This window comes from Streptomyces sp. NPDC013157, assembly GCF_042899865.1.
Lineage (GTDB): Bacteria > Actinomycetota > Actinomycetes > Streptomycetales > Streptomycetaceae > Streptomyces.
This window is the reverse complement of the sequence record NZ_JBIBAK010000017.1, coordinates 219,867-242,582: the sequence shown is the minus strand read 5'-3', so window position 1 is coordinate 242,582 and position 22,716 is coordinate 219,867. Positions and strand designations below refer to the sequence as shown.

21 protein-coding genes are annotated in these 22,716 nt (G+C 72.8%); 8 read left to right on the top strand and 13 right to left on the bottom strand.

Features of this window, described 5'->3' with window-relative positions:
• Positions 1-551: 551 nt before the first annotated feature.
• On the top strand, positions 552-1,754 hold the full coding sequence (locus tag ACFY6U_RS39770; protein WP_351490290.1) for an amino acid deaminase/aldolase: 1,203 nt from the start codon (positions 552-554) through the stop codon (positions 1,752-1,754).
• Here the strand turns inward: ACFY6U_RS39770 and ACFY6U_RS39765 are convergent.
• Genes ACFY6U_RS39765 through ACFY6U_RS39750 form a run of 4 tightly spaced genes read right to left on the bottom strand, consistent with a single transcriptional unit; the run spans position 1,751 to position 6,143 of the window.
• Positions 1,751-2,554: a DUF2510 domain-containing protein gene (locus tag ACFY6U_RS39765; RefSeq protein ID WP_390046363.1), complete on the bottom strand. Its 804-nt coding sequence runs from the start codon at positions 2,552-2,554 to the stop codon at positions 1,751-1,753. The genes ACFY6U_RS39770 and ACFY6U_RS39765 overlap by 4 nt on opposite strands.
• A gap of 48 nt (positions 2,555-2,602) precedes the next feature.
• Positions 2,603-3,394 (bottom strand): 3-oxoacyl-ACP reductase, encoded by a 792-nt coding sequence (locus ACFY6U_RS39760; protein WP_351490287.1) that lies wholly within the window; start codon positions 3,392-3,394, stop codon positions 2,603-2,605.
• A complete protein-coding gene (locus ACFY6U_RS39755; protein WP_390046256.1) occupies positions 3,391-4,770 on the bottom strand; it encodes an aldehyde dehydrogenase family protein in 1,380 nt (459 codons plus the stop codon). Before ACFY6U_RS39755 ends, ACFY6U_RS39760 begins: the two co-directional genes overlap by 4 nt.
• Positions 4,771-4,778: 8 nt before the next feature.
• The gene (locus tag ACFY6U_RS39750; RefSeq protein WP_390046254.1) at positions 4,779-6,143 is read right to left on the bottom strand and encodes a glutamine synthetase family protein; all 1,365 of its coding nucleotides are present in this window, start codon (positions 6,141-6,143) and stop codon (positions 4,779-4,781) included.
• Between the two features lie 108 nt (positions 6,144-6,251).
• On the opposite strand from ACFY6U_RS39750, the gene ACFY6U_RS39745 reads away from it, so the two are divergent.
• Positions 6,252-6,986, top strand: a complete 735-nt coding sequence (locus tag ACFY6U_RS39745; protein WP_390046253.1) for a FadR/GntR family transcriptional regulator — start codon at positions 6,252-6,254, stop codon at positions 6,984-6,986.
• Between the two features lie 59 nt (positions 6,987-7,045).
• Complete coding sequence (locus ACFY6U_RS39740) at positions 7,046-7,735, top strand: gamma-glutamyl-gamma-aminobutyrate hydrolase family protein (protein ID WP_390046252.1); 690 nt, start codon at positions 7,046-7,048, stop codon at positions 7,733-7,735.
• On the opposite strand, the gene ACFY6U_RS39735 is transcribed toward ACFY6U_RS39740, so the two are convergent.
• From ACFY6U_RS39735 to ACFY6U_RS39725, 3 genes are all read right to left on the bottom strand, one after another.
• Positions 7,719-8,675, bottom strand: a complete 957-nt coding sequence (locus ACFY6U_RS39735) for an aminoglycoside phosphotransferase family protein (protein ID WP_390046250.1) — start codon at positions 8,673-8,675, stop codon at positions 7,719-7,721. The genes ACFY6U_RS39740 and ACFY6U_RS39735 overlap by 17 nt on opposite strands.
• 161 nt (positions 8,676-8,836) lie before the next feature.
• The gene (locus ACFY6U_RS39730; protein WP_390046248.1) at positions 8,837-9,397 is read right to left on the bottom strand and encodes a hypothetical protein; all 561 of its coding nucleotides are present in this window, start codon (positions 9,395-9,397) and stop codon (positions 8,837-8,839) included.
• 75 nt (positions 9,398-9,472) lie between these two features.
• Entirely contained in the window at positions 9,473-10,393 is a 921-nt protein-coding gene (locus ACFY6U_RS39725; RefSeq protein ID WP_390046246.1) for a LysR family transcriptional regulator, read from the bottom strand.
• Between the two features lie 70 nt (positions 10,394-10,463).
• Here ACFY6U_RS39725 and ACFY6U_RS39720 point away from each other — a divergent pair, with 70 nt between their 5' ends.
• A complete protein-coding gene (locus ACFY6U_RS39720) occupies positions 10,464-11,582 on the top strand; it encodes a TDT family transporter (RefSeq protein WP_390046244.1) in 1,119 nt (372 codons plus the stop codon).
• Here ACFY6U_RS39720 and ACFY6U_RS39715 read toward each other — a convergent pair.
• Both ACFY6U_RS39715 and ACFY6U_RS39710 read right to left on the bottom strand, forming a co-directional pair.
• Positions 11,494-12,201 carry a helical backbone metal receptor gene (locus ACFY6U_RS39715; RefSeq protein WP_351490267.1) on the bottom strand — a complete coding sequence of 236 codons (708 nt, stop codon included), beginning with the start codon at positions 12,199-12,201 and terminating at the stop codon, positions 11,494-11,496. The two genes, ACFY6U_RS39720 and ACFY6U_RS39715, sit on opposite strands and share 89 nt — an antisense overlap.
• A gap of 109 nt (positions 12,202-12,310) precedes the next feature.
• Positions 12,311-12,883, bottom strand: a complete 573-nt coding sequence (locus ACFY6U_RS39710; RefSeq protein WP_351490264.1) for an XRE family transcriptional regulator — start codon at positions 12,881-12,883, stop codon at positions 12,311-12,313.
• A gap of 826 nt (positions 12,884-13,709) precedes the next feature.
• On the opposite strand from ACFY6U_RS39710, the gene ACFY6U_RS39705 reads away from it, so the two are divergent.
• Together ACFY6U_RS39705 and ACFY6U_RS39700 are read left to right on the top strand one after the other, a co-directional pair.
• On the top strand, positions 13,710-14,639 hold the full coding sequence (locus ACFY6U_RS39705; RefSeq protein WP_351490298.1) for a 5'-3' exonuclease: 930 nt from the start codon (positions 13,710-13,712) through the stop codon (positions 14,637-14,639).
• 116 nt (positions 14,640-14,755) lie between these two features.
• Positions 14,756-15,601 (top strand): siderophore-interacting protein, encoded by an 846-nt coding sequence (locus ACFY6U_RS39700; RefSeq protein ID WP_390046241.1) that lies wholly within the window; start codon positions 14,756-14,758, stop codon positions 15,599-15,601.
• 151 nt (positions 15,602-15,752) lie between these two features.
• On the opposite strand, the gene ACFY6U_RS39695 is transcribed toward ACFY6U_RS39700, so the two are convergent.
• From ACFY6U_RS39695 to ACFY6U_RS39685, 3 genes are all read right to left on the bottom strand, one after another.
• Positions 15,753-16,529: an ABC transporter permease gene (locus ACFY6U_RS39695; RefSeq protein ID WP_390046240.1), complete on the bottom strand. Its 777-nt coding sequence runs from the start codon at positions 16,527-16,529 to the stop codon at positions 15,753-15,755.
• Positions 16,526-17,542: an ABC transporter ATP-binding protein gene (locus ACFY6U_RS39690; protein WP_390046238.1), complete on the bottom strand. Its 1,017-nt coding sequence runs from the start codon at positions 17,540-17,542 to the stop codon at positions 16,526-16,528. The genes ACFY6U_RS39695 and ACFY6U_RS39690 overlap by 4 nt, the downstream gene beginning before the upstream one ends.
• Positions 17,543-17,739: 197 nt before the next feature.
• Positions 17,740-18,375 carry a PadR family transcriptional regulator gene (locus ACFY6U_RS39685; protein WP_390046236.1) on the bottom strand — a complete coding sequence of 212 codons (636 nt, stop codon included), beginning with the start codon at positions 18,373-18,375 and terminating at the stop codon, positions 17,740-17,742.
• Positions 18,376-18,612: 237 nt separating this feature from the next.
• Between ACFY6U_RS39685 and ACFY6U_RS39680 the strand changes: the two genes are divergently transcribed.
• Together ACFY6U_RS39680 and ACFY6U_RS39675 are read left to right on the top strand one after the other, a co-directional pair.
• The gene (locus ACFY6U_RS39680; protein WP_390046234.1) at positions 18,613-20,139 is read left to right on the top strand and encodes an amino acid permease; all 1,527 of its coding nucleotides are present in this window, start codon (positions 18,613-18,615) and stop codon (positions 20,137-20,139) included.
• An 84-nt stretch (positions 20,140-20,223) separates the two neighbouring features.
• Positions 20,224-21,180 (top strand): RluA family pseudouridine synthase, encoded by a 957-nt coding sequence (locus ACFY6U_RS39675; RefSeq protein WP_390046232.1) that lies wholly within the window; start codon positions 20,224-20,226, stop codon positions 21,178-21,180.
• Here ACFY6U_RS39675 and ACFY6U_RS39670 read toward each other — a convergent pair.
• Positions 21,177-22,655 carry a cytochrome P450 gene (locus ACFY6U_RS39670; RefSeq protein WP_390046230.1) on the bottom strand — a complete coding sequence of 493 codons (1,479 nt, stop codon included), beginning with the start codon at positions 22,653-22,655 and terminating at the stop codon, positions 21,177-21,179. The genes ACFY6U_RS39675 and ACFY6U_RS39670 overlap by 4 nt on opposite strands.
• Between the last annotated feature and the right edge of the window lie 61 nt (positions 22,656-22,716).

Below are 22,716 nucleotides of genomic sequence, written 5' to 3'. Positions count from 1 at the left end.
GCCGCTGCGACCGGTTCATCCGGGTCGGCAGGTCGAAGAACCCGGGCCGGGCCGCCCGGCGGGACGCGTCGGCCGGGTCCGGGACATCGCCGCGGCCGGTCAGGCCGTTGCCCGGCCGGTCCGATCGGCCGGACGCGTGGGCGGTGCGCGGTACGTCGCTCCGGCCGGTCCCGCCGTTGCCCGGCCGGGTCCCGTCGGCCGCCGGCGCAGGCTCCCCGGGGGGCTCCGTCGGGGTGTGGTCGGGCGAGGGGCGTCCTGGGATCGGGGCGTGCCGCGCTTCGCCGCTCATGCGCCCCCCGTTTCCTCGTGCCCGGGCCAACTCCTCGTACGGGCCGTCGTGCTCCCCGGCGCGAAGTCGTCCGCCCCGGGCACGCATACCCGCACGCGCGGGTGCGCATCCCGGCGCGGGTCGGGCGACCGGGCCGTTCCGCCGTTCGTGCGCGTCACTCTACGGGTTGTGCGAGCGCGAACGGCAACCAGTCCGCGGGCCCGCGGCATCTGCCCGGATCGTCCCCCTACCCTGCGGTAATCCTGTCTGGCAGGCTTCGTTCATGACTGCGCGCGCCGCCGACCGGGCCCGTTACGACCGGGCCACCGCCCATCTGGACGCCCCCCTCGCGATCGTGGATCTGGAGGCCTTCGACGCCAACGCGGACGATCTCGTGCGCCGGGCCGGCGGCAAGCCGATCCGGGTCGCGAGCAAGTCCGTGCGCTGCCGCCACCTGCTGGAACGGGTGCTCGCGAAGGAGGGTTTCGCGGGGATCATGTCGTTCACGCTCGCGGAGTCCCTGTGGCTGGCGCGCTCCGGGTTCGACGACGTCCTGCTGGCGTATCCGTCTGCCGACCGGAGCGCGTTCGCCGAGCTGGCCGCCGATCCGAAGCTGGCCGCCGCCGTGACCGTGATGATCGACGACCCGGCGCACCTCGACCTTATCGACGCCGCCCGGGACGGCGGGAGCGAAGTGGTCCGGGTCTGCCTGGAGTTGGACACCTCGCTGAAGCTGTTCGGGGGCCGGGTGCGGGTCGGGGCCCGGCGCTCGCCGCTGTACTCCCCCGCCCAGCTCGCCGACCTGGCCCGGACCGTGGCCCGGCGGCCGGGCTTCAGGCTGGTCGGGATCATGGGGTACGAGGGGCACATCGCCGGGGTCGGCGACGATGTCGCCGGCCGGCCGCTGCGCTCCCGCGCGGTGCGGCTGATGCAGGCCACCGCCCGCCGTGAACTGGCCGAGCGGCGCGCCGCGGTGGTGCGGGCGGTCCGGGCGGTGGCACCGGACCTGGAGTTCGTCAACGGCGGCGGCACGGGCAGCGTCCAGACCACGGCCGCGGAGGCCGCGGTCACCGAGATAGCGGCCGGGTCGGGCCTGTACGTGCCGCGCCTCTTCGACAACTACACGTCGTTCACCGGCCGTCCGGCCGCGCTCTTCGCCATGCCGGTGGTACGGCGCCCCGGTGTGGGGGTCGTGACCGTCCTCGGCGGCGGCTACCCGGCCTCGGGCGTCGCGGGCCCGGACCGGCTCCCGGTGCCGTACCTCCCGGAGGGGCTGTCGTACGACTCCCAGGAGGGCCCCGGCGAGGTGCAGACCCCGCTGCTCGGCTCGGCGGCCGATGATCTGCTGATCGGCGACAAGGTGTGGTTCCGGCACGCCAAGGCGGGTGAACTGTGCGAGCGGTTCGCCGAGTTGCAGCTGGTCGAGGGCGACCGGGTGACGGCGACCGTACCGACGTACCGGGGTGAGGGTCACACCTTCCTCTAGCCGACCGGGCGGATGCCGCTGGTGATCTTGTCCATGTCGGACAGCGGCGGTCCGCCCGGGCCCGCGTCGAAGACGAACCGGACGACGACCGGGGCCGGGACGCCGGTGGCGGACGGGAAGGCCACGGACTGGACGTAGCCGCCCGGTCCGTCGGCGGTCCGTACCCGCCAGCGGACCAGGTAGCCGTCGCGGCCCGCCACCGCGACCCGTCCGGACTTGACGACCTGGTGGGACCGGATGCCGCCGAAGGGCCGCCGGCCGCCGGGATCGTGGCCGTAGGCCGCGTCGGCCGCGTCGGGTACGTCCCGTTCGGCGACGGTGCGCGGGGAGGCGCCGTCAGCGCGTCCCGCCGTACGGCTGATGACCTGGCCGTGGCGGCACCGGCCGGTGTGGGCCGGGCAGGCGTAGGTGCCGTCCGTGGTCATCACGACGTCGTCCTGGACGAGGTACGAGGAGCCGGTCCAGCCGGCCGGCACCGGCAGGGTGATGCCGTTGAGCTGGTCGACGACGAGGGAGGGGGGTGCCGCCGCGCTGGGGGCGGCACGGACCGTGGTGCCGGTTCCGCCGCTCGCCTCGTCGGTGCGGAGCACGGTCGCGCCGGAGACTATGGCCGTCGCCAGCACCGCCGCGGCCGATATCAGCGCGACCGCCTTGGCCCGTCCGGACGCCCGCGCTGCCGGGGCCGGCGGCGCGGGGAGGCCGGACGGGGTGCGCCGGTGCTCGGTCCAGGCCCGTCCGTCCCACCAGCACTCCAGGTGCGGGGCCTCGGGGTCGGCGTACCAGCCGGGCGGCGGCGTCATGCTCACTCCCCGACTGTAGGACGGGGGTGGGGGTCGGTACACGGACTCCTAGAGGGGCGTGACGTACGCCCCAGAGATCCCGCCGTCCACCAGGAAGTCGCTGGCGTTGACGAAGGAGGAGTCGTCGCTGGCCAGGAAGGCGACGGCGGCGGCGATCTCCTCGGCCTCGGCGAACCGGCCGAGCGGGATGTGCACCAGGCGGCGGGCGGCCCGCTCGGGGTCCTTGGCGAACAGCTCCTGGAGGAGCGGGGTGTTGACCGGTCCGGGGCAGAGCGCGTTGACGCGGATGCCCTCGCGGGCGAACTGCACGCCCAGCTCACGGGACATGGCCAGGACCCCGCCCTTGGAGGCGGTGTAGGAGATCTGGCTCGTCGCCGCGCCCATCCGGGCCACGAAGGAGGCCGTGTTGATGATGGAGCCCTTGCCCTGCTGCCGCATGTAGGGGATCGCGGCCTTGCAGCACAGGTAGACGGAGGTGAGGTTGACCTCCTGGACGCGCTTCCAGGCCTCCAGTCCGGTCTCCAGGATGGAGTCGTCGTCGGGCGGCGAGATACCGGCGTTGTTGAAGGCGATGTCGACGCTGCCGTAGGTGTCGAAGGCCGTCTTGAACAGGGCCTCGACCTGTTCGGCGTCGGTGACGTCGACCTTCACGAAGAGGCCGTCGACCTCCTCCGCGGCGGCCTTGCCGCGGGTCTCGTCGACGTCGGCGCAGACGACGTGGGCGCCCTCGGAGGCCAGCCGCCGCGCGGTGGCCAGGCCGATGCCGCTGCCGGCTCCGGTGATGACGGCGGTACGGCCGACGAGCCGGCGGCAGACGATGTCAGGGGTCTCAGCGGTCACTGTGCGGGGCCTTCCGTGCTGATGAAGACGTTCTTGGTTTCGGTGAAGGCGGTGAGCGCGTCCGGGCCGAGCTCGCGGCCGATCCCCGACTGCTTGAAGCCGCCGAAGGGGGTCCAGTAGCGGACGCTGGAGTGGGAGTTGACGGACAGGTTGCCGGCCTTGACGGCCTGGGAGACGCGCAGGGCGCGGCCCACGTCACGGGTCCAGATGGAGCCGGAGAGGCCGTAGTCGGTGTCGTTGGCGAGCCGGATCGCCTCGGCCTCGTCCTCGAACGGGATGACGACGGCGACCGGTCCGAAGACCTCCTCGGCGGCTACGCGCGCGTGCGGGTCGACGCCGGTGAGGACGGTCGGCGGGAACCAGAAGCCGGGGCCCTCGGGGGACTTTCCGCGGATGCCGGGCGCGTCCGCGTCGACGTACGAACGGACCCGCTCCAGCTGGGCCCTGGAGATCAGCGGCCCCATGTCCGTCCGTTCGTCGGCCGGGTCGCCGACGGTGACGGACTCGACGGCGGGGGCGAGGAGTTCGACGAAACGGTCGTAGACCGGGCGCTGGACGAGGATGCGGGTGCGGGCGCAGCAGTCCTGGCCGGAGTTGTCCAGGAAGGACATCGGGGCGGCGGCCGCGGCGGCCTCGATGTCGGCGTCGGCGAAGACGAGGTTGGGGCTCTTGCCGCCGAGTTCGAGGGTCACGCGCTTCACCTGGTCGGCGCAGAGCGCCATGATGCGCTTGCCGATCCGGGTGGAGCCGGTGAACACGATCTTGGCGACGCCGGGGTGGCGGACCAGGGCCTCGCCGGCGATGTCGCCGCGGCCGGGCAGCACCTGGAAGAGGTGTTCGGGGAGGTCTGCCGCCAGGGCGAGTTCGGCGAGGCGGAGGGCGGTGAGCGGGGTCGTCTCGGCGGGCTTGAGGACGACGGCGTTGCCGGCGGCGAGGGCGGGGGCGGTGCCCCAGGCCGCGATGGGCATGGGGAAGTTCCAGGGGGCGATGACGCCGACGACCCCGAGGGGTTCGAGGAGGGTGACGTCGAGGCCGCCGGGGACCGGGATCTGACGGCCGGTGAGCCGTTCCACTCCCCCGGCCGCGTAGTCGAGCAGGTCGCGGACGTTGCCGGTCTCCCAGCGGGCGTTGCCGATGGTGTGTCCGGCTTCCCGGACCTCCAACCGGGCGAGTTCCTCGCGGTGTTCGTCGACGGTGACGGCGAACCGGCGCAGCAGCCGGGCCCGTTCGCCGGGCGCGAGGGCGGCCCACCGCTCCTGGGCCCGCGCGGCCCGTCGTACGGCGGTGTCGATGTCCTCCGCCACGGCCCCGGGGACGGTCGCGATCACCTCCTCCGTGGCCGGGTTCAGGACGTCCAGTTCGTACTGTTGCGACAAGGGGTGCCTCACATGCGTTCGAAGGAGCGGCGCAGCTCCCAGTCGGTCACCGCGGCGTCGAAGGCCTCCAGTTCGACGCGGGCCATGTTGCGGTAGTGCGCGACGACCTCGTCGCCGAAGGCGGCCTTGGCGACGGGGCTGTTCTCCCAGAGCTCGGCGGCCTCGCGGAGGGTGGTCGGGACGTGCGCGAAGTCGGCCGTGTAGGCGTTGCCGGGGCAGGCCTCGGGGAGTTCCAGCTGCTGCTCGATGCCGTACAGCCCGGCCGCGACCAGGCCGGCGACGGCGAGGTGCGGGTTGACGTCGCCGCCGGGCAGTCGGTTCTCGAAGCGCAGCGAGCGGCCGTGGCCGACGACGCGCAGCGCACAGGTGCGGTTGTCCTGGCCCCAGGCGACGGCGGTCGGGGCGAAGGAGCCCGGCTGGAACCGCTTGTAGCTGTTGATGTTGGGGGCGTAGAGGAGCGAGAAGTCGCGGAGGGCGGCGAGCTGTCCGGCGAGGAAGTGCCGCATCACGTCGGACATGCCGTGCCCGTCGGGGGCGGCGAAGACGTTGTGGCCGTCCGCGTCCGTCAACGACAGGTGGATGTGGCAGGAGTTGCCCTCCCGCTCGTTGTACTTCGCCATGAAGGTGAGGGAGACGCCTTCCTGGGCGGCGATCTCCTTGGCACCGGTCTTGTAGATCGCGTGCTGGTCGCAGGTGATCAGGGCCTCGTCGTAGCGGAAGGCGATCTCGTGCTGCCCGGGGTTGCACTCGCCCTTGGCGGACTCGACGGTCAGCCCAGCCCCCGCCATCTCGTTGCGGATCCGGCGCAGCAGGGGCTCGATCCGGCCGGTCCCGAGCACCGAATAGTCGATGTTGTACTGGTTGACCGGGGTCAGCCCCCGGTAGTTCGCATCCCAGGCCGCCTCGTAGGTGTCCTTGAACACGATGAACTCCAGCTCCGTACCGACCTGTGCGGTGTAGCCGAGTTCGGCGAGGCGCTCCAGCTGGCGGCGGAGTATCTGCCGGGGCGCGGCGACGACCGGGGAGCCGTCGTTCCAGGCGAGGTCGGCGATGAGCATCGCCGTGCCCGGGTTCCAGGGCACGCGGCGGAGGGTGGCGAGGTCGGGGTGCATGGCGAAGTCGCCGTAGCCGCGGTCCCAGGAGGACATGGCGTAGCCGTCGACGGTGTTCATCTCGGTGTCGACGGCGAGGAGGTAGTTGCAGCCCTCGGTGCCGTGCCGCAGGACCTCGTCGAGGAAGAACCGGGCGGCGAACCGCTTGCCCTGCAACCGCCCTTGCATGTCGGGGAAGGCCAGGACGACAGTGTCGATCTCACCGCCCGCGACGAGGGTGTGCAGCTCCTCGACGCTCAGCGGGGGTGTGCGGTCTGCCACGGGAGCTCCTTCGGCTTCTTTCGCGATGGTGCTGCTGCGCTTCTGCGGCCGGGCGGGGAGCTCTAAGGTATTGAACAGAACCATTGCTTGGGAAGGGGGTACGGCCATATGTCGCTGGACGCGGACGGCGCCCTCGACGACCCGTTGACTCCGGTGCTGCGACCGGTGCGGGCGGGCAACGGCTTCGAGGAGGCGCTGGAGCAGATCCTGCAGGTCGTCCGGCTGGGCCTGGTCCCGGGCGGCGAGCGGCTGCCCGCCGAGCGGGTGCTGGCGGAGCGGCTCGGGATCAGCCGGGTGACCCTGCGCGAGGTCCTGAAGGTGCTCCAGGACCAGGGACTGGTCGAGTCCCGGCGCGGGCGGTACGGCGGGACGTTCGTGCTGCCGCGCGCGGACGCCGGCGGCGAGGACGAGCTGCGGCGCCGGATCACCGAGGTCGACATCGAGGACGTGCTGCGCTTCCGGGAGGTCCTGGAGGTGGGTGCGGCGGGCCTGTGCGCGGCGCACGGCCTGACCGGCGAGCAGGCGCTCCGCCTCCGCGAGGCGCTGGCCCGCACCCACGAGGCACCGCTGGCGGACTACCGCCGCCTCGACACCCTGCTCCACCTGACGATCGCCGAACTGTGCGGCTCCCCCTCCCTCACCGCCCAGTACGCGGCCGTACGGGCCACGGTCAACGACCTCCTCGACTGCATCCCGCTCCTGGTCCGCAACCTGGAGCACTCGCAGCGCCAGCACATCGCGCTGGTGGAGGCGGTGCTGGACGGGGACGCGGACGGCGCGCGGGAGATGATGCGGGAGCACTGCGCGGGGACGGCGGCGCTGCTGCGGGGTTTTCTGGCGTAACGGTCGATGGGCGTGTCATAAAGGTATGCACGAACACCTTTGTGACTCGGGAGGGGCCCATGACCGGACGGCCGCTGATCGGTGTGAGCACGTACCTGGAGGCCGGGACGCGCTGGGGCGTCTGGGAGCTGGAGGCGGCGCTGCTGCCGGCCGGCTACCCACGGCTGGTCCAGCGGGCGGGCGGCCTGGCGGCCATGCTGCCGCCGGACGCGCCGGAGCACGCGGCGGCGACGGTGGCCCGGCTGGACGGCCTGGTGATCGCGGGCGGCCCGGACGTCGAGCCGGTCCGCTACGGCGCCGAGCCCGACCCCCGCACCGGCCGCCCCGACCGGCCCCGGGACGCGTGGGAGCTGGCCCTGATCGACGCGGCGCTGGCCGCGGGCGTCCCGCTGCTCGGCATCTGCCGGGGCATGCAGCTCCTGAACGTCGCGCTCGGCGGGACCCTGGTCCAGCACATCGACGGTCACGCGGAGACACCCGGTGTCTTCGGCCACCACCCCGTCAAGCCGGTCCCCGGCACGCTGTACGCCGCCACGGTCCCGGAGGAGACGTCGGTCCCCACCTTCCACCACCAGGCGGTGGACCGCCTCGGGACGGAGCTGCTGGCGTCGGCCCACGCCACGGACGACGGCACCATCGAGGCGGTCGAACTGCCCGCCGGGCGCGGCTGGGTCCTCGGCGTCCAGTGGCATCCGGAGATGGGCGAGGACCTGCGGGTGATGCGGGCGCTGGTCACAGCCGCGTCCTGAGCCAGGCCAGAGCCGCGTCGCCCTGGGCGCGCTGGAACGGGCGCAGGGCCGGCAGACCGGGCGGCGCCGGCCGCACCGAGTGCGCCAGGAAGAACCCCGTGAGTGCGGCCAGGGCGGCGGTGACCCTGGCCGGATCCGCGTCCCGCCCGAGCGGATGCGCCGCGAAGACCCGCTCCGGGTCCGGGCCGCCCTGTGCCCGCACGCACGGCAGCATCACGAGGAGGTCGAACCAGGCGACGGCTCGCACCGCGTGCGGCCAGTCGACGAAGACCACCGCGCCGTCGGCGGTGAGCAGCATGTTGTCGGCCCGCAGGTCGGCGTGGGCGAGGGTGTCACCGGTGACGGACTCGGGCCAGGCAGCGGCGAGTCCGGCCAGTTCCGCGAGGTGCGACACGGTCCAGTCGTCCAGACCGCCGAGGGCTTCCGGGGGCCCCTCGGCCAGCTCGCGCCAGCCGTCGAAGGAGTCCGCGAGGTGCTCAGCGGCGGGCGGGGCGTCGACCGGAGACGGGGTGAGGGCACGGCCGAGGGCGGCCACGGCGTCCAGGACGCGGCCGAGTTCCCCGGCGCGCCAGGGGATGTGCGGCTGCCGCCCGTCGACCTCCTCGAAGACGAGGGCCACCCAGGTCCCGTCGTCGTAGCTCCCGAGCAGCCGGGGTGCGGGCACGGTGGCGGGGAGGGCCGCGGCGTTACGGGCCTCCGCGCGGTGCAGGGCGGGGCTGTGCGGGTTGCTGTCGGCGCTGACCGCCTTGACGAACGCGGCCCGGCCGGCGGCCGTGCGGACTCTGGCGGCGACCCCCGGGGAGAAGCCACCGGGTTGGGTGACGGCGTGGACGACGGGGGCGCCCCCGAGGAACTCGGCGACAGCGCCACGAACGGCGGCGGGCAGCGCCTCCCAGGGCGCGCGGGCACCTTCGGCGGGCGGGGCGGTGGGGGTCGGCATGAACGGATGGTGCAGGGCGGGAGCAAGACGCCGCCACGCCTTTTCACCCCGCCGCCCGCACCGCTCCGGTCCTCAGGAGCGCCGCAGGATCCCTTCCCGTCCTCAGGAGCGCCGCAGATCCCTTCCCGTCCTCAGGAGCGCCGCAGGATCAGCTCCTGCCCTCAGTGGTGCCGCAGGCCGGCCGCCTCGGCCAGTGACTCCCGGTCGTCCGCGTCCAGCCCAGCGCCGGCCAGCAGTTCCTCGTCGGCCAGCAGACGTCGCACCCACACCGCGTCGGCGGCGAACACCGCTCGGCAACGGGCCCGTTCGGGATGGTCCTGCTCAAGGCCGCCGATCGCCAGGTGCCGGGCGTTGCCGGGGTCGGTCGGCGCCGACAGGACGGCGGCCACCAGCAGGATCCCGAGCAACCCGGTCCGGCGCGGGACCGACGGATCGGCGGTCAGCCGCAGCAGGTACGGGACGACGGCGGGCATCGCGGCGCTGATGGACATCGGTCCCGACATCACAACCCAGTCCAGGGCTCGTTCGGCCGACTCCGCCGCGTCGGGGTCGAGCAGCCCGCGCAGGACGGCCGGGACGTCGTCGGGGCAGCCGGGGATGGACGTCCACTCCACGTCGTCGCACCCTTCGAGCGCCGGATGCGGAGCAGTCGCCCGCTTCAGGTGCGGGTGCGCGGCCGTCAGCGCCGCTGTCGCGACCACGGCCGCGGCCTCGTGATCCACCCTGCACACCAGCGTGCCCCCCGTCCGCCGTTCTCGGTGACTGGAGGGGAAGGTACCGAATCCCGCGCGCGCAGGTCAGCTCCGGGTGAGGGAGAGCAGCTCTCGGGCCGGGCCCGTGGGGCGGTGGCCGGTCGGCCATACCGCCCGTAGGTCCCGGCGCAACGCCACCCCGTCCACCGGGATGCTGACCAGCCGTCGCATCGACAGCTCCTCCCCCACCGCCAGTTCGCTGAGGACCGCCGGGCCCGCGCCGCTGACCGCCGAGGCCTTCACGGCCGTGGTCGACGACAGTTCGATCAGCGGGCGGGCGAGGCCGCCCAGTGCCGCGTCGAGGACCTGGCGGGTGCCGGAGCCGCGTTCGCGGAGGATGAGAGGCGTGGCCGCCAGCTCCTCCGCGGCGAGCGGGCGCCGGCGGCGGGCCCAGGGGTGGGCGGGGGCGACCACGACGATCAGACGGTCGTGGGCTATCACCGCCGAGTCCAGGCCGTGCGGGACCGTCAGGCCCTCCACGAAACCCAGGTCCGCCTCGTCCGCGAGCAGCTGTTCCGCCACCGCCGCCGAGTTGCCGGCGAGCAGGGACACCGCCGTGTCGGGGCGCTGGGCGCGCAGCGCGAGCAGCCAGCCGGGGAGCAGGTACTCGGCGATGGTCATGCTCGCCGCGACCCGCAGCCGCGAGTCCCGTCGGTCCCGGAGCGCCTGGGTCCCCGCGTCGAAGGCCTCCGCCGCCTCCACCACCCGCCGCGCCCAGTCGGTCACCAGCGCCCCCGCGTCCGTGAGCCGGGAGCCGCGCGGTGAACGGTCGACCAGGGCCACACCCAGCTGCCGTTCCATGGACCGGATCCGGCTGCTGGCCGCCGGCTGGGTGATACCGACCTCCCGCGCCGCCGCCCCGAGACTGCCCAGCCGCGCCACCGCCAGCAGCAGCTCCAGCGCGCCGAGATCCGGCACCCGGTGCGCCAGCGTGCCGCCGCCCGCCCGCTCCTCCGTCTCGCTCATAAGACCAGCTTATGCCCCCATAGAGACGGACCCCCTGGCAGCGGGCCCACGGCGGCGGGACGGTGGACTCATGGTCACCGCAGTCCGGTATCTCGGCCCCAACTGGTACGCGTCCGTCATGGGCACCGCGGCCCTCGCCCTCGGCGGCGTCGCGCTCGGCGCCGACGGTCCGCGCGAGTTCTTCGTCGGCGTCTGGGCACTGTCCCTGCTGCAACTCCTGGTCCTGCTGGTCGCCCGGGCCCTGCACTGGGCCCACCACCGCGACCAGGCCCTCGCCCACCTCCGCGACCCCGCGGTCGCCCCGTTCTACGGCTGCCTCTCCATGGCCCTGCTCGCCGTCGGCGGCGGCGCCCTCGCCCTCGGGCGGGACTGGATCGGCGAGCCGGCCGCCGTCGTGCTCGACTCCGTGCTGTTCGCCGCCGGTACCGCCGTGGGGCTCGTGGCCGCCGTCGCCGTGCCCTACCTGCTGGCGGTGCGGCACCGGGTCGAGCCCGGTCAGGCCTCCCCGGCGTGGCTGCTGCCGCTGGTCGCGCCCATGGTGTCGGCGGCGCTGGGGCCCCAGCTGGTCCCGCATCTGCCGCCCGGCCAGCCCCGTGCGGCCATGCTCTACGGCTGCTTCGCGCTCTTCGGGCTGAGCCTGCTGGCCACGCTGCTGATGCTGGCGCTCGTCTTCGCCCGGCTGGTCACCGGAGGCCCGCTGCCGCTCGCGCTGACGCCGACGATCTTCCTGGTGCTGGGCCCGCTCGGGCAGTCGACGACGGCGGTGGGCGCCTTCGCGGACCTCGCCCCCGGGGTCGTACCGGCACCGTACGCGGCCGGTTTCAGCCTCCTCGCCGTGCTGTACGGCGTTCCGGTCATGGGGTTCGCGCTGCTGTGGCTGGCGCTGGCGACCGCGCACGTGGTGCGGGCCCGGCGGCACGGCATACGGTTCGCCATGACGTGGTGGGCCTTCACCTTCCCCGTGGGCACGTGCGTCACGGGCGCCGCCGCGCTCGGGCGGCACACCGGGCTCGCCGGCTACCACTGGCTGGCGGCGGCTCTGTACGGCCTGCTCGTCGCCGGCTGGCTCGCGGCCGCCTCCGGCACCGTCCGCGGGCTGCTCAGCGGAGAGCTGCTCGCAGGGCCTCGCCCAGCACCCGTGGCGCCTCGGCCAGTGACGGTCCGTACCACGTCAGGTGCCGTCCGCTGAGCAGTGCGCACGGCAGCCCGGGGAACGCCTCCGGGCCGTCCGCGGCGGTGAAGCGGTAGGGCTCGTCCGGGAGGACGACCAGGTCGGGGGCCGCGTCGAGCAGTTCCCCGACCGGGATCCGGGGATAGCGCTCGGGGTGGCCCTCGAAGAGGTTGCGTACCCCCAGCCGGGCCAGCACATCACCCGCGAACGTGTCCCTGCCCAGGACCATCCACGGCCGCCGCCAGATCGGTACGACCGCCGTGGCGGAGGGCTCGCGCACCGGTGCCGACCACGCCTGCTCCGCCTCGTCCAGCCAGCGGGGGCGGCCGCCCGCCCCGCACGCGGCCAGCACCCGGGCCAGCTCGCGGAAGGCCTGCGGCACGTCCCGCACCTCCGTGACCAGGACCGCCACGCCGGCGGTGCGCAGGGCGTCGAGGTCGGGGGCGCGGTTCTCCTCCTCGTTGGCGACCACCAGGTCGGGGGTGAGGGCGAGGATGCGGTCGAGGGCGGGGTTCTTGGTGCCGCCGACGCGGGTGACGTCGAGGCCGGCCGGGTGGGTGCACCAGTCGGTGGCGCCGACGAGGACCTCGGGGAGCGTTTCTGCGATTGCCTCGGTGAGGGAGGGGACCAGGGACACTACGCGCCGTGGTCCTGTGCGGGTGCGTGGGGGCTGGTCGCGCAGTTCCCCGCGCCCCTCTCGGGGCGCTGCAGACGAGGACGCTGCAGAAGTTCCGGGCCGGGGTGCTTCAGCGCTGGCGATCGTGGACTGCCTCGATGTGTTCCGCCACCGCCACCACGACGACCCGGGTGTCCGGGACCGTCGCGCGCCAGCGGTGGCGGACTCCGCCGGTGAGGTAGAGGGTGTCGCCGCGGCCGAGGCGGTAGGCGCGGCCCTCGGCCTCGACCTCCACGGCGCCGTCGGCGACGTACATCAACTCGTCGTTGCGGTGCTGGAATTCGCGGCCGGCGTCGTGGTCGCCGGTGAACTCCGAGGCGTGCAGCTGGTGGTGACCGCGGACCAGGGAACGCACCTGGGGCGCGAAGTCCGGCTCGGTGGTGGCGTCGGCGCGTACGACGTCGACGCTGCACGCCGGGTCGGCGGCGGCCAGGAGTTCGACGGCCGTGGTGCGCAGGGCGTCGGCGAGCTTCTCCAGGGAGGTGCGGCTGGGGCGGGCCCTGTCGTTCTCGACCTGGCTCAGGAAGGGCACCGACAGGCCGCTGCGTTCGGCCACGACGGCGAGGGTGAGCTCCAGCGCGCGGCGGCGCCGCCGCACTGCCGCGCCCACCCGCACGGGCTGCTGGTCTTTGTGGTCGCCCATCGCTGCGGCTCCCTCCTTCGCTCGTCGTTCCGTCCTTCGGGTGCCCGGCTCCGGCCGGGCCCCTCCTGATGGGTTCTCTGCACCCTACGCATGTTCGGCAAACCGTTTCAGGCGGCCGTCACATCCCTGTCACGTCCGGTGAGCGCGACCCTCACAGTTCGCGCCAGTACACGAGCCCGTCGGACGCACCGGGCGCGAACTCCTCCTTCGGGATGAACGCGCTGACCAGGAGGGCCGGACGGCCGCCGGGGTCGGTGACCGGCGCCGCCGACGGGTGGGCGGAGGCGCGGCTGCCGCCGGGCGTGCGCTGGCTCGGCCGACCCGGCCCGGCCGGAGGCGGCGTCGTAGGCGTACGTGGACCAGCTCCCGAAGCCGTACCGCAGGCGCCGGCCCTCGATCAGGACGAGGGGCCGCCCCACGAGTTCGACGCGCGAACGGTCGCCGATGTTCCCGGCGGCGCCCCAGGCGAGGAGTGCCTGGTCGAGGCGGTGATCCGGGCCGGCCCGCCAGACGGTGAAGTCCCTCAGGGCGGCCCGTCGTTACCGGTCGGTGGCGCAGTCGGCGCGTAGTGGCCGGCCGGTTCCACGGTGTCGCCGTGGACCGCGGTGACGTCGGGGTGCCCTCGGCGCACCGGGACAGGGTGCGGGCGCGTCGAACGCACGGTCGGCCGTTCCGGCCGGCAGGGCGGAAAGGCTTGGGCAGTGCCGTAGCGCTACGTGGTTGGCCGGATCCTTTTCGTAGGCAGGGACCCTTCCACGCTGCCGTCGGGGTGCGGGGAGGGCCGGCCGGTGCCGGGAGCCGGTCGCCGTCAGTGCCGTACGGCATGATGCCTGGCGTGACCGCACGACTGATGCTTCTCGACACCGCCTCCCTGTACTTCCGCGCCTACTTCGGCGTCCCGGACTCCGTGAGGGCGCCGGACGGCACGCCGGTGAACGCCGTGCGCGGGCTGCTGGACTTCATCGACCGGCTGGTCAAGGACCACCGGCCGGACCTGCTGGTGGCCTGCATGGACGCGGACTGGCGGCCGCAGTGGCGGGTCGACCTCATCCCCTCCTACAAGGCGCACCGGGTCGCCGAGGAGCACGAGACGGGACCGGACGAGGAGGAGGTGCCGGACACCCTCTCCCCGCAGGTGCCGGTCATCGAGGAGGTGCTGGACGCGCTCGGCATCGCCCGGGTCGGTGTCGCCGGGTACGAGGCCGACGACGTGATCGGCACCTTCACCGCGCGCGCCGCGGGCCCGGTGGACATCGTCACCGGCGACCGCGACCTCTACCAGCTGGTGGACGACGCGCGCGGGGTCCGGGTGCTGTACCCGCTGAAGGGCGTCGGCACCCTGCAGACGACCGACGAGGCGTGGCTGCGCGAGAAGTATGGCGTGGACGGAGGCGGGTACGCGGACCTGGCACTGCTGCGCGGCGACCCGAGCGACGGGCTGCCGGGCGTGCCGGGCATCGGTGAGAAGACGGCCGCGAAGCTCCTCGCCGAGTTCGGCGACCTGGCCGGGATCATGGCCGCGGTCGACGACCCGAAGGCGAAGCTCACTCCGTCGCAGCGCAAGCGGCTGGACGAGGCCCGGCCGTATGTCGCCGTGGCGCCGAAGGTGGTCCGGGTCGCCGGCGACGTACCGCTGCCGGACGTCGCCACGGCGCTGCCGAAGGCCCCCCGGGACCCGGCGCAGTTGAACACCCTGGCCGCCCGCTGGGGCCTGGGCGGCTCGCTGAACCGCCTGCTGGCGACACTGGAAGCCTGACGCCCGAAGGAATTCTTCCGGCAAAACCCGCTCATCAAGTGTTCATGGAAGAGGTGTTAACCGGGAAGGAGGTGCTAACTTAGGTAAACCTAACCAATTGAGCAGGGAGGCCGGTCATGGCAGAGCGCCCGGAACGTAAGCCGCGTAAGCCCCATTCCGCTCAGGTGGTGCGCACCGAACGGCTGAGCCCGCACATGCAGCGCGTGGTCCTCGGCGGTGAGGGGCTGGCCGGCTTCGCCGCGGACACCTGCACCGACCATTACGTGAAGCTCCTCTTCGGGCCGGCGGGCGTCACCTACCCGGAGCCCTTCGACCTGGAGCAGATCCGGGCCGAGTTCCCCCGCGAGCACTGGCCGGTGACCCGGACCTACACCGTGCGCTCCTGGAATGCCGAGCACCGGGAGCTGACCCTGGACTTCGTGGTGCACGGCGACGAGGGCCTGGCCGGGCCGTGGGCCTGCCGTGTCCAGCCCGGCGAGACCGTGCGCTTCATGGGCCCCGGCGGCGCTTACGCCCCCGACACGGGCGCCGACTGGCACCTGCTCGCCGGCGACGAGAGCGCGCTGCCCGCGATCGCCCGGGCGCTGGAGTCCCTGCCGGCCGGGTCGAAGGCGTTCGCCTTCCTCGAGGTCTCCGGCCCCGAGGAGGAGCAGAAGATCGACTCCGATGTGGAGGTCGTCTGGCTGCACCGGGGCGAACGGCCGGTCGGCGAGGCCCTGGTCGCCGCCGTACGGGCGCTGGACTTCCCGGAGGGCCGGGTGCACGCCTTCGTACACGGCGAGGCGAGCTTCGTGAAGGAGCTGCGGGCGCTGCTGCGCGTGGAGCGCCAGATCCCGCGCGAGGACCTGTCGATCTCCGGCTACTGGCGCCTCGGGCACAACGAGGACGGCTGGCAGGCCTCCAAGCGCGAGTGGAACGCCCGGATCGAGGCGGAGCAGGAGGGCGGCGCCGCCGCGGCCTGAGCAGACCGGCCACACCTCAGACCGGCCACACCTCGGACCGGCGGCACCGCGGACCGGCGGCACCTCACGAGAAGTGCCGCCGCTCTTCGCCGGTCACACCGACCGCCGGTACGACGCGTCGGTCACACCGACCGCCGGTACGACGCGTCGGTCACACCGACCGCTGGTACGACCTGAAGGTCCTGATCGACAGCCACACGGCCGCCACCGCCAGCGCCAGCAGCGCCCCGCCGCGGCCGAGCACCGCACCCCAGTCGGGGTCCGCCGACAGCGCCGAACGGCTCGCCACCATCGCCCAGTCGAGCGGGTTGAAGTCGGCTATGTGCCGCATCCAGCCGGGCATCTGGGACGGTGCCATGAAGGCGCTGGAGAGGAAGGTCAGCGGGAGCAGCAGGAAGGTGTTGATCCCGATGATCGACTCCCGCTCCCGCACCAGCATGCCGAGCGCGTTGGACAGCGCGCCGAAGATCGTGCCGAGCAGCACGGCGGACACCAGCAGGACGGCTATGCCACCGGTCCCGCCGGGGTAGTCGGCGCCGCCCAGCAGGCCGAGCAGCACGATGATCAGCGACTGGCCTGCGGTGACCAGGCCGTTGTTCACCACGTTGCCGTTCATCAGCGCGGCCCTGCTGACCGGTGTGGTCAGGAAGCGGTTGAGGGTGCCGCGCTGGATCTCCTCCAAGGTGCCCATGCCCGCCCACATGTTGGAGCTGAGGGCGCTCATCACGACCACGCCCGGCACCAGGTAGTCGAGGTAGGACGTGGTGCCGAAGCCGCCGAGCTCGACGACCTTCTTGAACAGGTTGCCGAACAGGAACAGCCAGATCACCGGTTGAATCAGGGTGATGACGGCGAACGCCGGCTGCCGGGCGAACACCACCAGCTGACGCTGGGTCATGAACCAGGTCTGGGACACGGCGTTGCTCATCGCGCACCTCCGGTCAGGGCGAGGGCGCCGGAGCCGTCGGCGGTGTCGGCCTCGGCGTACCGGCGGCCCGCGTACCGCAGGTAGACGTCGTCGAGGGAGGGCCGGGCGACGGTCGCGGCGACCACGGTCACCCCGGCCCGCTCCAGGGCGGCCAGCAGCGCAGGCATCGCGGCTGCCCCGTCGTCGGCGCGGGCGCTGATCCGGCGCCCGTCGAACAGCGCCTCGTGCACGCCCGACAGCCCGGTCAGCGCGCCCGTGAGCAGGGTGCGGCCGGCTTCCCCGGGTGCCTCCCGCAGCTCCACGTGGACGGCGTCGCCGCGCAGTTCGCCCTTGAGGGAGTCCGGGGTGCCCTCGACCACGACCCGGCCGCGGTCGACGATCGCGATCCGCTCGGCTAGCCGGTCGGCCTCCTCCAGGTAGTGCGTGGTGAGCAGGATGGTCAGGCCCTCCTGGCCTGCCAGCCGGCCGATCTCGTCCCACATCGCGGTCCGGGCCTCGGGGTCGAGACCGGTGGTGGGCTCGTCCAGGAAGAGCACCTCGGGGCGGTGGACCAGGCCGAGAGCCACGTCGAGCCGGCGCCGCATGCCGCCGGAGTAGCCCTTGACCTGGCGGCCGGCGGCCTCGGTGAGGGTGAAGCGGTCCAGCAGCTCGTCGACCCGGCGGTTCAGGTCGGCGCCGCGCAGGCCGTAGAGCCTGCCCTGGAGCTGGAGGTTCTCCCGGCCGGTGGCGACCGGGTCGGCGCCGGAGTTCTGGGCGACCACGCCGATCGCGCGGCGCACCCGGTCGGGGTGGCGCAGCACGTCGTGGCCGGCCACGGTGGCGGTGCCCGAGTCGGGGCGGGCCAGGGTGGTGAGGATCTTGACGGTGGTGGACTTGCCGGCGCCGTTGGGCCCGAGAAGGCCGAAGACGGTGCCGGGTTCGACGGTGACGTCCATGCCGTTCAGCGCGGTGACGTCGCCGGGATAGGTCTTGACCAGCTGGCGCGCCTGCACTGCGGGCGCACGGGTGTTCATGACAGGGCTCTCCTGTGTGAGCGGATGACAGATGACAGGGGATGACAGCTGATCCGCATGAGGAGCACCGGGCTATCCTGGGTGTGCCGCACCTCGATCGCCCGGATCTGCCTCACGGCGGGTTCAGCTCGGGGTTCGAGACCCTGGCGGAGCTGCTGCAACAGCTCTGCCGGGGTCTGTCTCTCTCGCAGCTTCCTCTACTGCTGCTCCACCTCCGTGAACTCCGGCGGGAACTCACCGGTCTCGTGGAACCGGCGCCAGCCCTCGACGCCCGGCAGCGAACCGTCCCGTATCTCCCGCACGAAGCCGCGGACCCACTCGGTCTGCGCCTCCAGCATGTGCAGGTGGTACTCGACCTCGACGACGAAGAGCCGGGGCAGCGTCTCGTGCAGCTTCTCCAGCACGGCCCTGCCGCCGGCGACCTCCACCTCCAGGGAGCTCAGCCGCCCCTCCAGCAGGCGGGCGACCTCGTCGGGCGGCAGGGCGCCCATCAGCGAGAGCGCCGTCTCGAAGATCGGGTACTCCTTGGCCGGGACGGCCATCAGGTCGGACAGCCAGTGGACCATCTCCTCGCGCCCGGCGTCGGTGATGCCGTAGACCGTGCGCTCCGGGCGGTTGCCCTGCCGCTCCACGTCGGCGACCTCGACGAAGCCGTGCTTCTCCAGGTTCTGCATGACCGTGTAGAGCGAGCCGTAGTTGATCCGGGTGCTGGTGTCCTTGCCCTGGCGGCGCATGGTCTGGGCTATCTCGTACGGATGCATCGGCTTCTGCCAGAGGGTCGTCAGGACGACGAGCGCCAGGGGATTGCCGAGCTTGCGCCGCTTCACCGCCACACCGACCTCCTCGCCTCCGAATATCCGTGGCCGAACATATCGTGAGTCCAGCGGACTCGTCAATACACACGATGTATCGCGTCTGCGCGGGCCACGCAAGAGCGTGAGGACTTGGGCCCGCCCCGGACACGCCCGCGTGACGCGTCCGAAACAGCCGGTCCCTAATTTCTGTCGCCCGACAGGAAATCCGCGATTTCCGTCCTCGACAGGAAGTCCGCCTGACAGGCAGGTGCCGCCGTGACGACACTCGACGACCGCCCCGTGGAACCCGACGACCGCTCCCTGGAGGAGTTCGGCTACCGCCAGGAGCTGCACCGCAGCCTCGGCCGGTACGCCTCGTTCGCCGCCGGGTTCTCCTTCATCTCCGTACTGACGACCGTCTTCCAGTTCTTCGCCTTCGGGTACGCGTTCGGCGGCCCGGTCTTCTTCTGGGCCTGGCCGGCCGTGCTGGCCGGCCAGTTGCTGGTGGCCGCCTGCTTCGCCGAACTGGCCGGGCGCTACCCGATCTCCGGCGCCATCTACCAGTGGTCCTCACGCCTGTCGAACCCGTCCTTCGGCTGGTTCGCCGGCTGGATCATGGTGATCGGGCAGATCGTGGTGGTCGCGGCGGCCGCGCTCGCCCTCCAGATGGTGCTGCCCGCGCTGTGGTCCGGCTTCCAGGTGATCGGCACCGACACCGCGGTGACCTCGGCCGACGGGGCCGCCAACGCCGCCGTACTGGGCGTCGTCCTGCTGGTGCTGACCACCCTCGTGAACATCATGGACAACCGGGTGATGTCCGCGATCAACCGGGTCGGGGTGACCGCCGAGATCATCGGCGCGGTACTGATCGTCGTACTGCTGCTCACCCACTCCAAGCGCTCCCCGGGCATCACGTTCCACACCGGTACGGCCGCCGAGGGCGGTCTGCTGGGCGCTCTCCTGGTCGGCTCGTTCACGGCCGCGTACGTGATGATCGGCTTCGACAGCGCGGGCGAGATGAGCGAGGAGACCCACCACCCGCGGCGTACGGCGCCGCGCACGATCCTCACGGCACTGTCCGCCGCGGGGCTGCTCGGCGGCCTCGTCATCCTGGGCGGCCTGCTGGCCGCGCCCAGCCTGACCGACGGGCACCTGGGGGTCGACGGGTTGAGCTACGTCCTGACCAGCAGCCTCGGGGACGGGGTGGGCCGGGTGCTGCTGGCCGACGTGGTGGTGGCGATCGCGGTGGCGACGCTGGCGATCCAGACCGCGGCCTCGCGGATGCTGTTCTCCATGGCGCGGGACGGGCAGCTGCCGTTCGCCGAGCGGCTGGCGCGGGTGAATCCGCGGACCGGGATGCCGGGGGCGCCGGCCGTGGTGGTGGGCGTGCTGGCCGCGGTACTGCTGCTGCTCAACTTCGCGTCGCCGGACGCGTTCCTGGCGATCGGGACCACGTGCATCGTGATGCTGTACCTCGCGTACGCGATGGTGACCGGGCCGCTGCTGGTACGGCGGCTGCGCGGGGAGTTCCGGGTCGAGGGGGCGGACGAGACCGGGGCGCCGTTGTTCTCGCTGGGGCGGTGGGGGGTGCCGGTGAACGCGGGCGCGCTGCTGTACGGGCTGGTGATGACCGTGAATCTGGCGTGGCCTCGGGGGGCGGTGTACGACCCCAGCGGGGGTCACTGGTACTTCCGGTGGTTCACCGTGCTGTTCCTGGTCGGGACAGTCGTGGTGGGCGGCGTTTGGAGGCTCACTCGGGCGGGGTCCCGAAGTGCGGTCGCTGTGCAGGAGGCTGTGGCGTAGTCGGTCGGGTGCGGGTGGAGTGCGGCTGGTCGCGCAGTTCCCCGCGCCCCCAAGGAGGGGGCGTCCGACTTACCCTTGGCCGCAATGAGACGTAAGACCGCTGCCCCGCCCTCCCCGCTCCCCCAGCGTCAAGGGGTGGACCCTGTTCGGGTGCGGTTGCCCTTCTCCGAGGAGTGGGCCACCGTCGGCGAATATCTCGTGGCCCGGCTCTCCGGAGCGGCACCCGGAGTCGTGGAAGAGATGCTGAACTCGGGGTTCGTCGTCGACGTCGACGGACAATCCGTCGCCGCGCACGCCCCCTACACCCCCGGCCGCTACCTCTGGTTCCACCGCGACCTGCCCCCGGAAGTTCCCGTCCCCTTCCCCCTCCGAGTCGTCCACCGGGACGATCACCTCGTCGTCGTCGACAAGCCGCACTTCCTCGCCACCACCCCCCGCGGCAGTCATGTCACCGAGACCGCTCTCGCCCGGCTGCGGCGGGAGCTGGGGATTCCCGCGCTCGGGGCCGCTCACCGGCTGGACCGGCTCACGGCCGGGCTCGTGATGTTCACCGTGCGGCCCGAGGAGCGGGGGGCGTACCAGACGCTGTTCAGCGAGCGTCGGGTGCGCAAAGAGTACGAGGCGATCGCGCCGTACGACCCTTCGCTCGCCGTTTCCCGGACCGTGCGCAGTCGCATCCTGAAGGAGCGCGGGGTGCCCGCGGCCCGGGAGATCGACGGGGAACCCAACGCGGAGACCCTAGTCGAGCTGGTCGAACGCCGAGGTGACCTGGGGCGGTACCGGCTCACCCCGCACACCGGACAGACCCATCAACTGCGCGTGCACATGAGCACGTTGGGTGTGCCGATCCTCGGGGATCCGCTGTATCCCGTGGTGATGGGCCCCGTGCCGGACGGCGACTTCCGGCGGCCGCTGCAACTGCTGGCGCGGCGGCTGGAGTTCACCGATCCGGTCACGGGGGTGGAGCACCGGCTGTGCAGCGGTCGGACGCTGGAGGCGTGGGAGTCGTACGAGGACTGGGCCGGGCGGCCGAACCGCTAGCGGCCCAGCCACCAACGGCGCAGCCTGGGCCAGATCCCGCGCGGCCCGGCCGGTTCGGAGGCGGACACGGCCACCGGCGCCGCCGGCCTGGGCTCGGGGGCGGGGACCGGCTCCGGTGCTGCCGGACGGGGGATGCCGACCTGCCAGTCGGTGCGCTGCGGGGGGACGAGGGCCGGGCTCGGCATGAGGGTGACGTCCTGCTTCGGCTTGGGGTCGAAGCGCACCGGCAGTTCCACCAGGTGCCGGGAGGCGATGGAGGCGCGCCAGCGCAGCTCCTCCTCGTCGCAGTCGAGCTGGATGTCGGAGAGCCGGGTCAGCAGCTGGTCGACGCCGACGTCGGCGATGGCACGGCCGATGTCCTGGCCGGGGCATTCGTGCGGGCCGCCGCCGAAGGCCAGGTGGGAGCGGTTGCCCTGCATGTTGGCGTTCAGGTCCGGGCGGACGCGCGGGTCGACGTTGCCCGGCGCGGGCGCGTAGAGCAGTCCGTCGCCCTTGCGGATGCGCTGGCCGCCGAGTTCCGTGTCCTGCTTGGCGAAGTAGGCGAAGACGGTGCTGAACGGCGGCTCGTCCCACAGGGACTGCTCGATGGCCTCGGGCACGGTCATCTGGCCGCCGTTGAGCTGGGCACGGAAGCCGGGCTCGGTGAGGACCATGCGCAGCGCGTTGGCGAGGAGGTTGGCGGTGGTCTCGTAGGCGGCGTAGAGGACGACCCGCAGGTGCTGGGCGACCTCGTCGTCGTTGAGCCCGGCCGGGTGGTTGACGAGGTGGCTGGCGAAGTCGTCCTCGGGGCAGGCCCGGCGGCGGGCGGTGAGCCGGGTCAGGCACCCCATGACGTACTCGTTGCTGGCGATCGCGGTTTCGGTGCCCTTGAGCGCGTCCCGGGTGGCCTCCACGATCCGGTCGTTGTACTCCTCGGGCATGCCGAGCAGTTCGCACATGACGGCCATCGGCAGGTGCTCGGAGTACTGGGAGACCAGTTCGGCGCGGCCCTTCTCGCAGAACTCGTTGACCAGCAGCTGGGTGTAGCGGCCGATGAGGCGGCGGATGCTGCGGTGGTCGATGGTGGTCATGGCGCCCTGGACCGCCGTCCGCAGCCGCAGGTGTTCGTCGCCCTCGGCGTGCGAGCAGATGGGCTGCCAGGCGATGTGCGGCATGAGGGGGTGGTCGGGCTTGACCATGCCCTCGCGCAGCGGGGTCCAGATGCGACTGTCCCGGGTGAAGACGGCGGGGGTGCGGACCATCTGGAGGTTCTCGGTGAGCCCGAGGACCACCCAGACCGGTACGTCGTCGTGGAGCAGGACGGGGGCCACGGAGCCGTGTTCCTCGCGCAGCTTCTCGTACAGCTCGCCCAGGTGGTCCGCGTCGGCGCCGTAGAGCCGCTGCAGTCCGCCGGGGCCGCGGTCGTGCGCCGGGCAGCCGGGCGGCGGGACCGGGTCCGTGCTGGCGCCGGCCGGGAGGGGGGATTCAGGCGTCACAGTGATCGCTCCGAAGAGATCCGAAAGAGTTCGAGAAAGTTCGAGAAAGTTCGAAATTCGA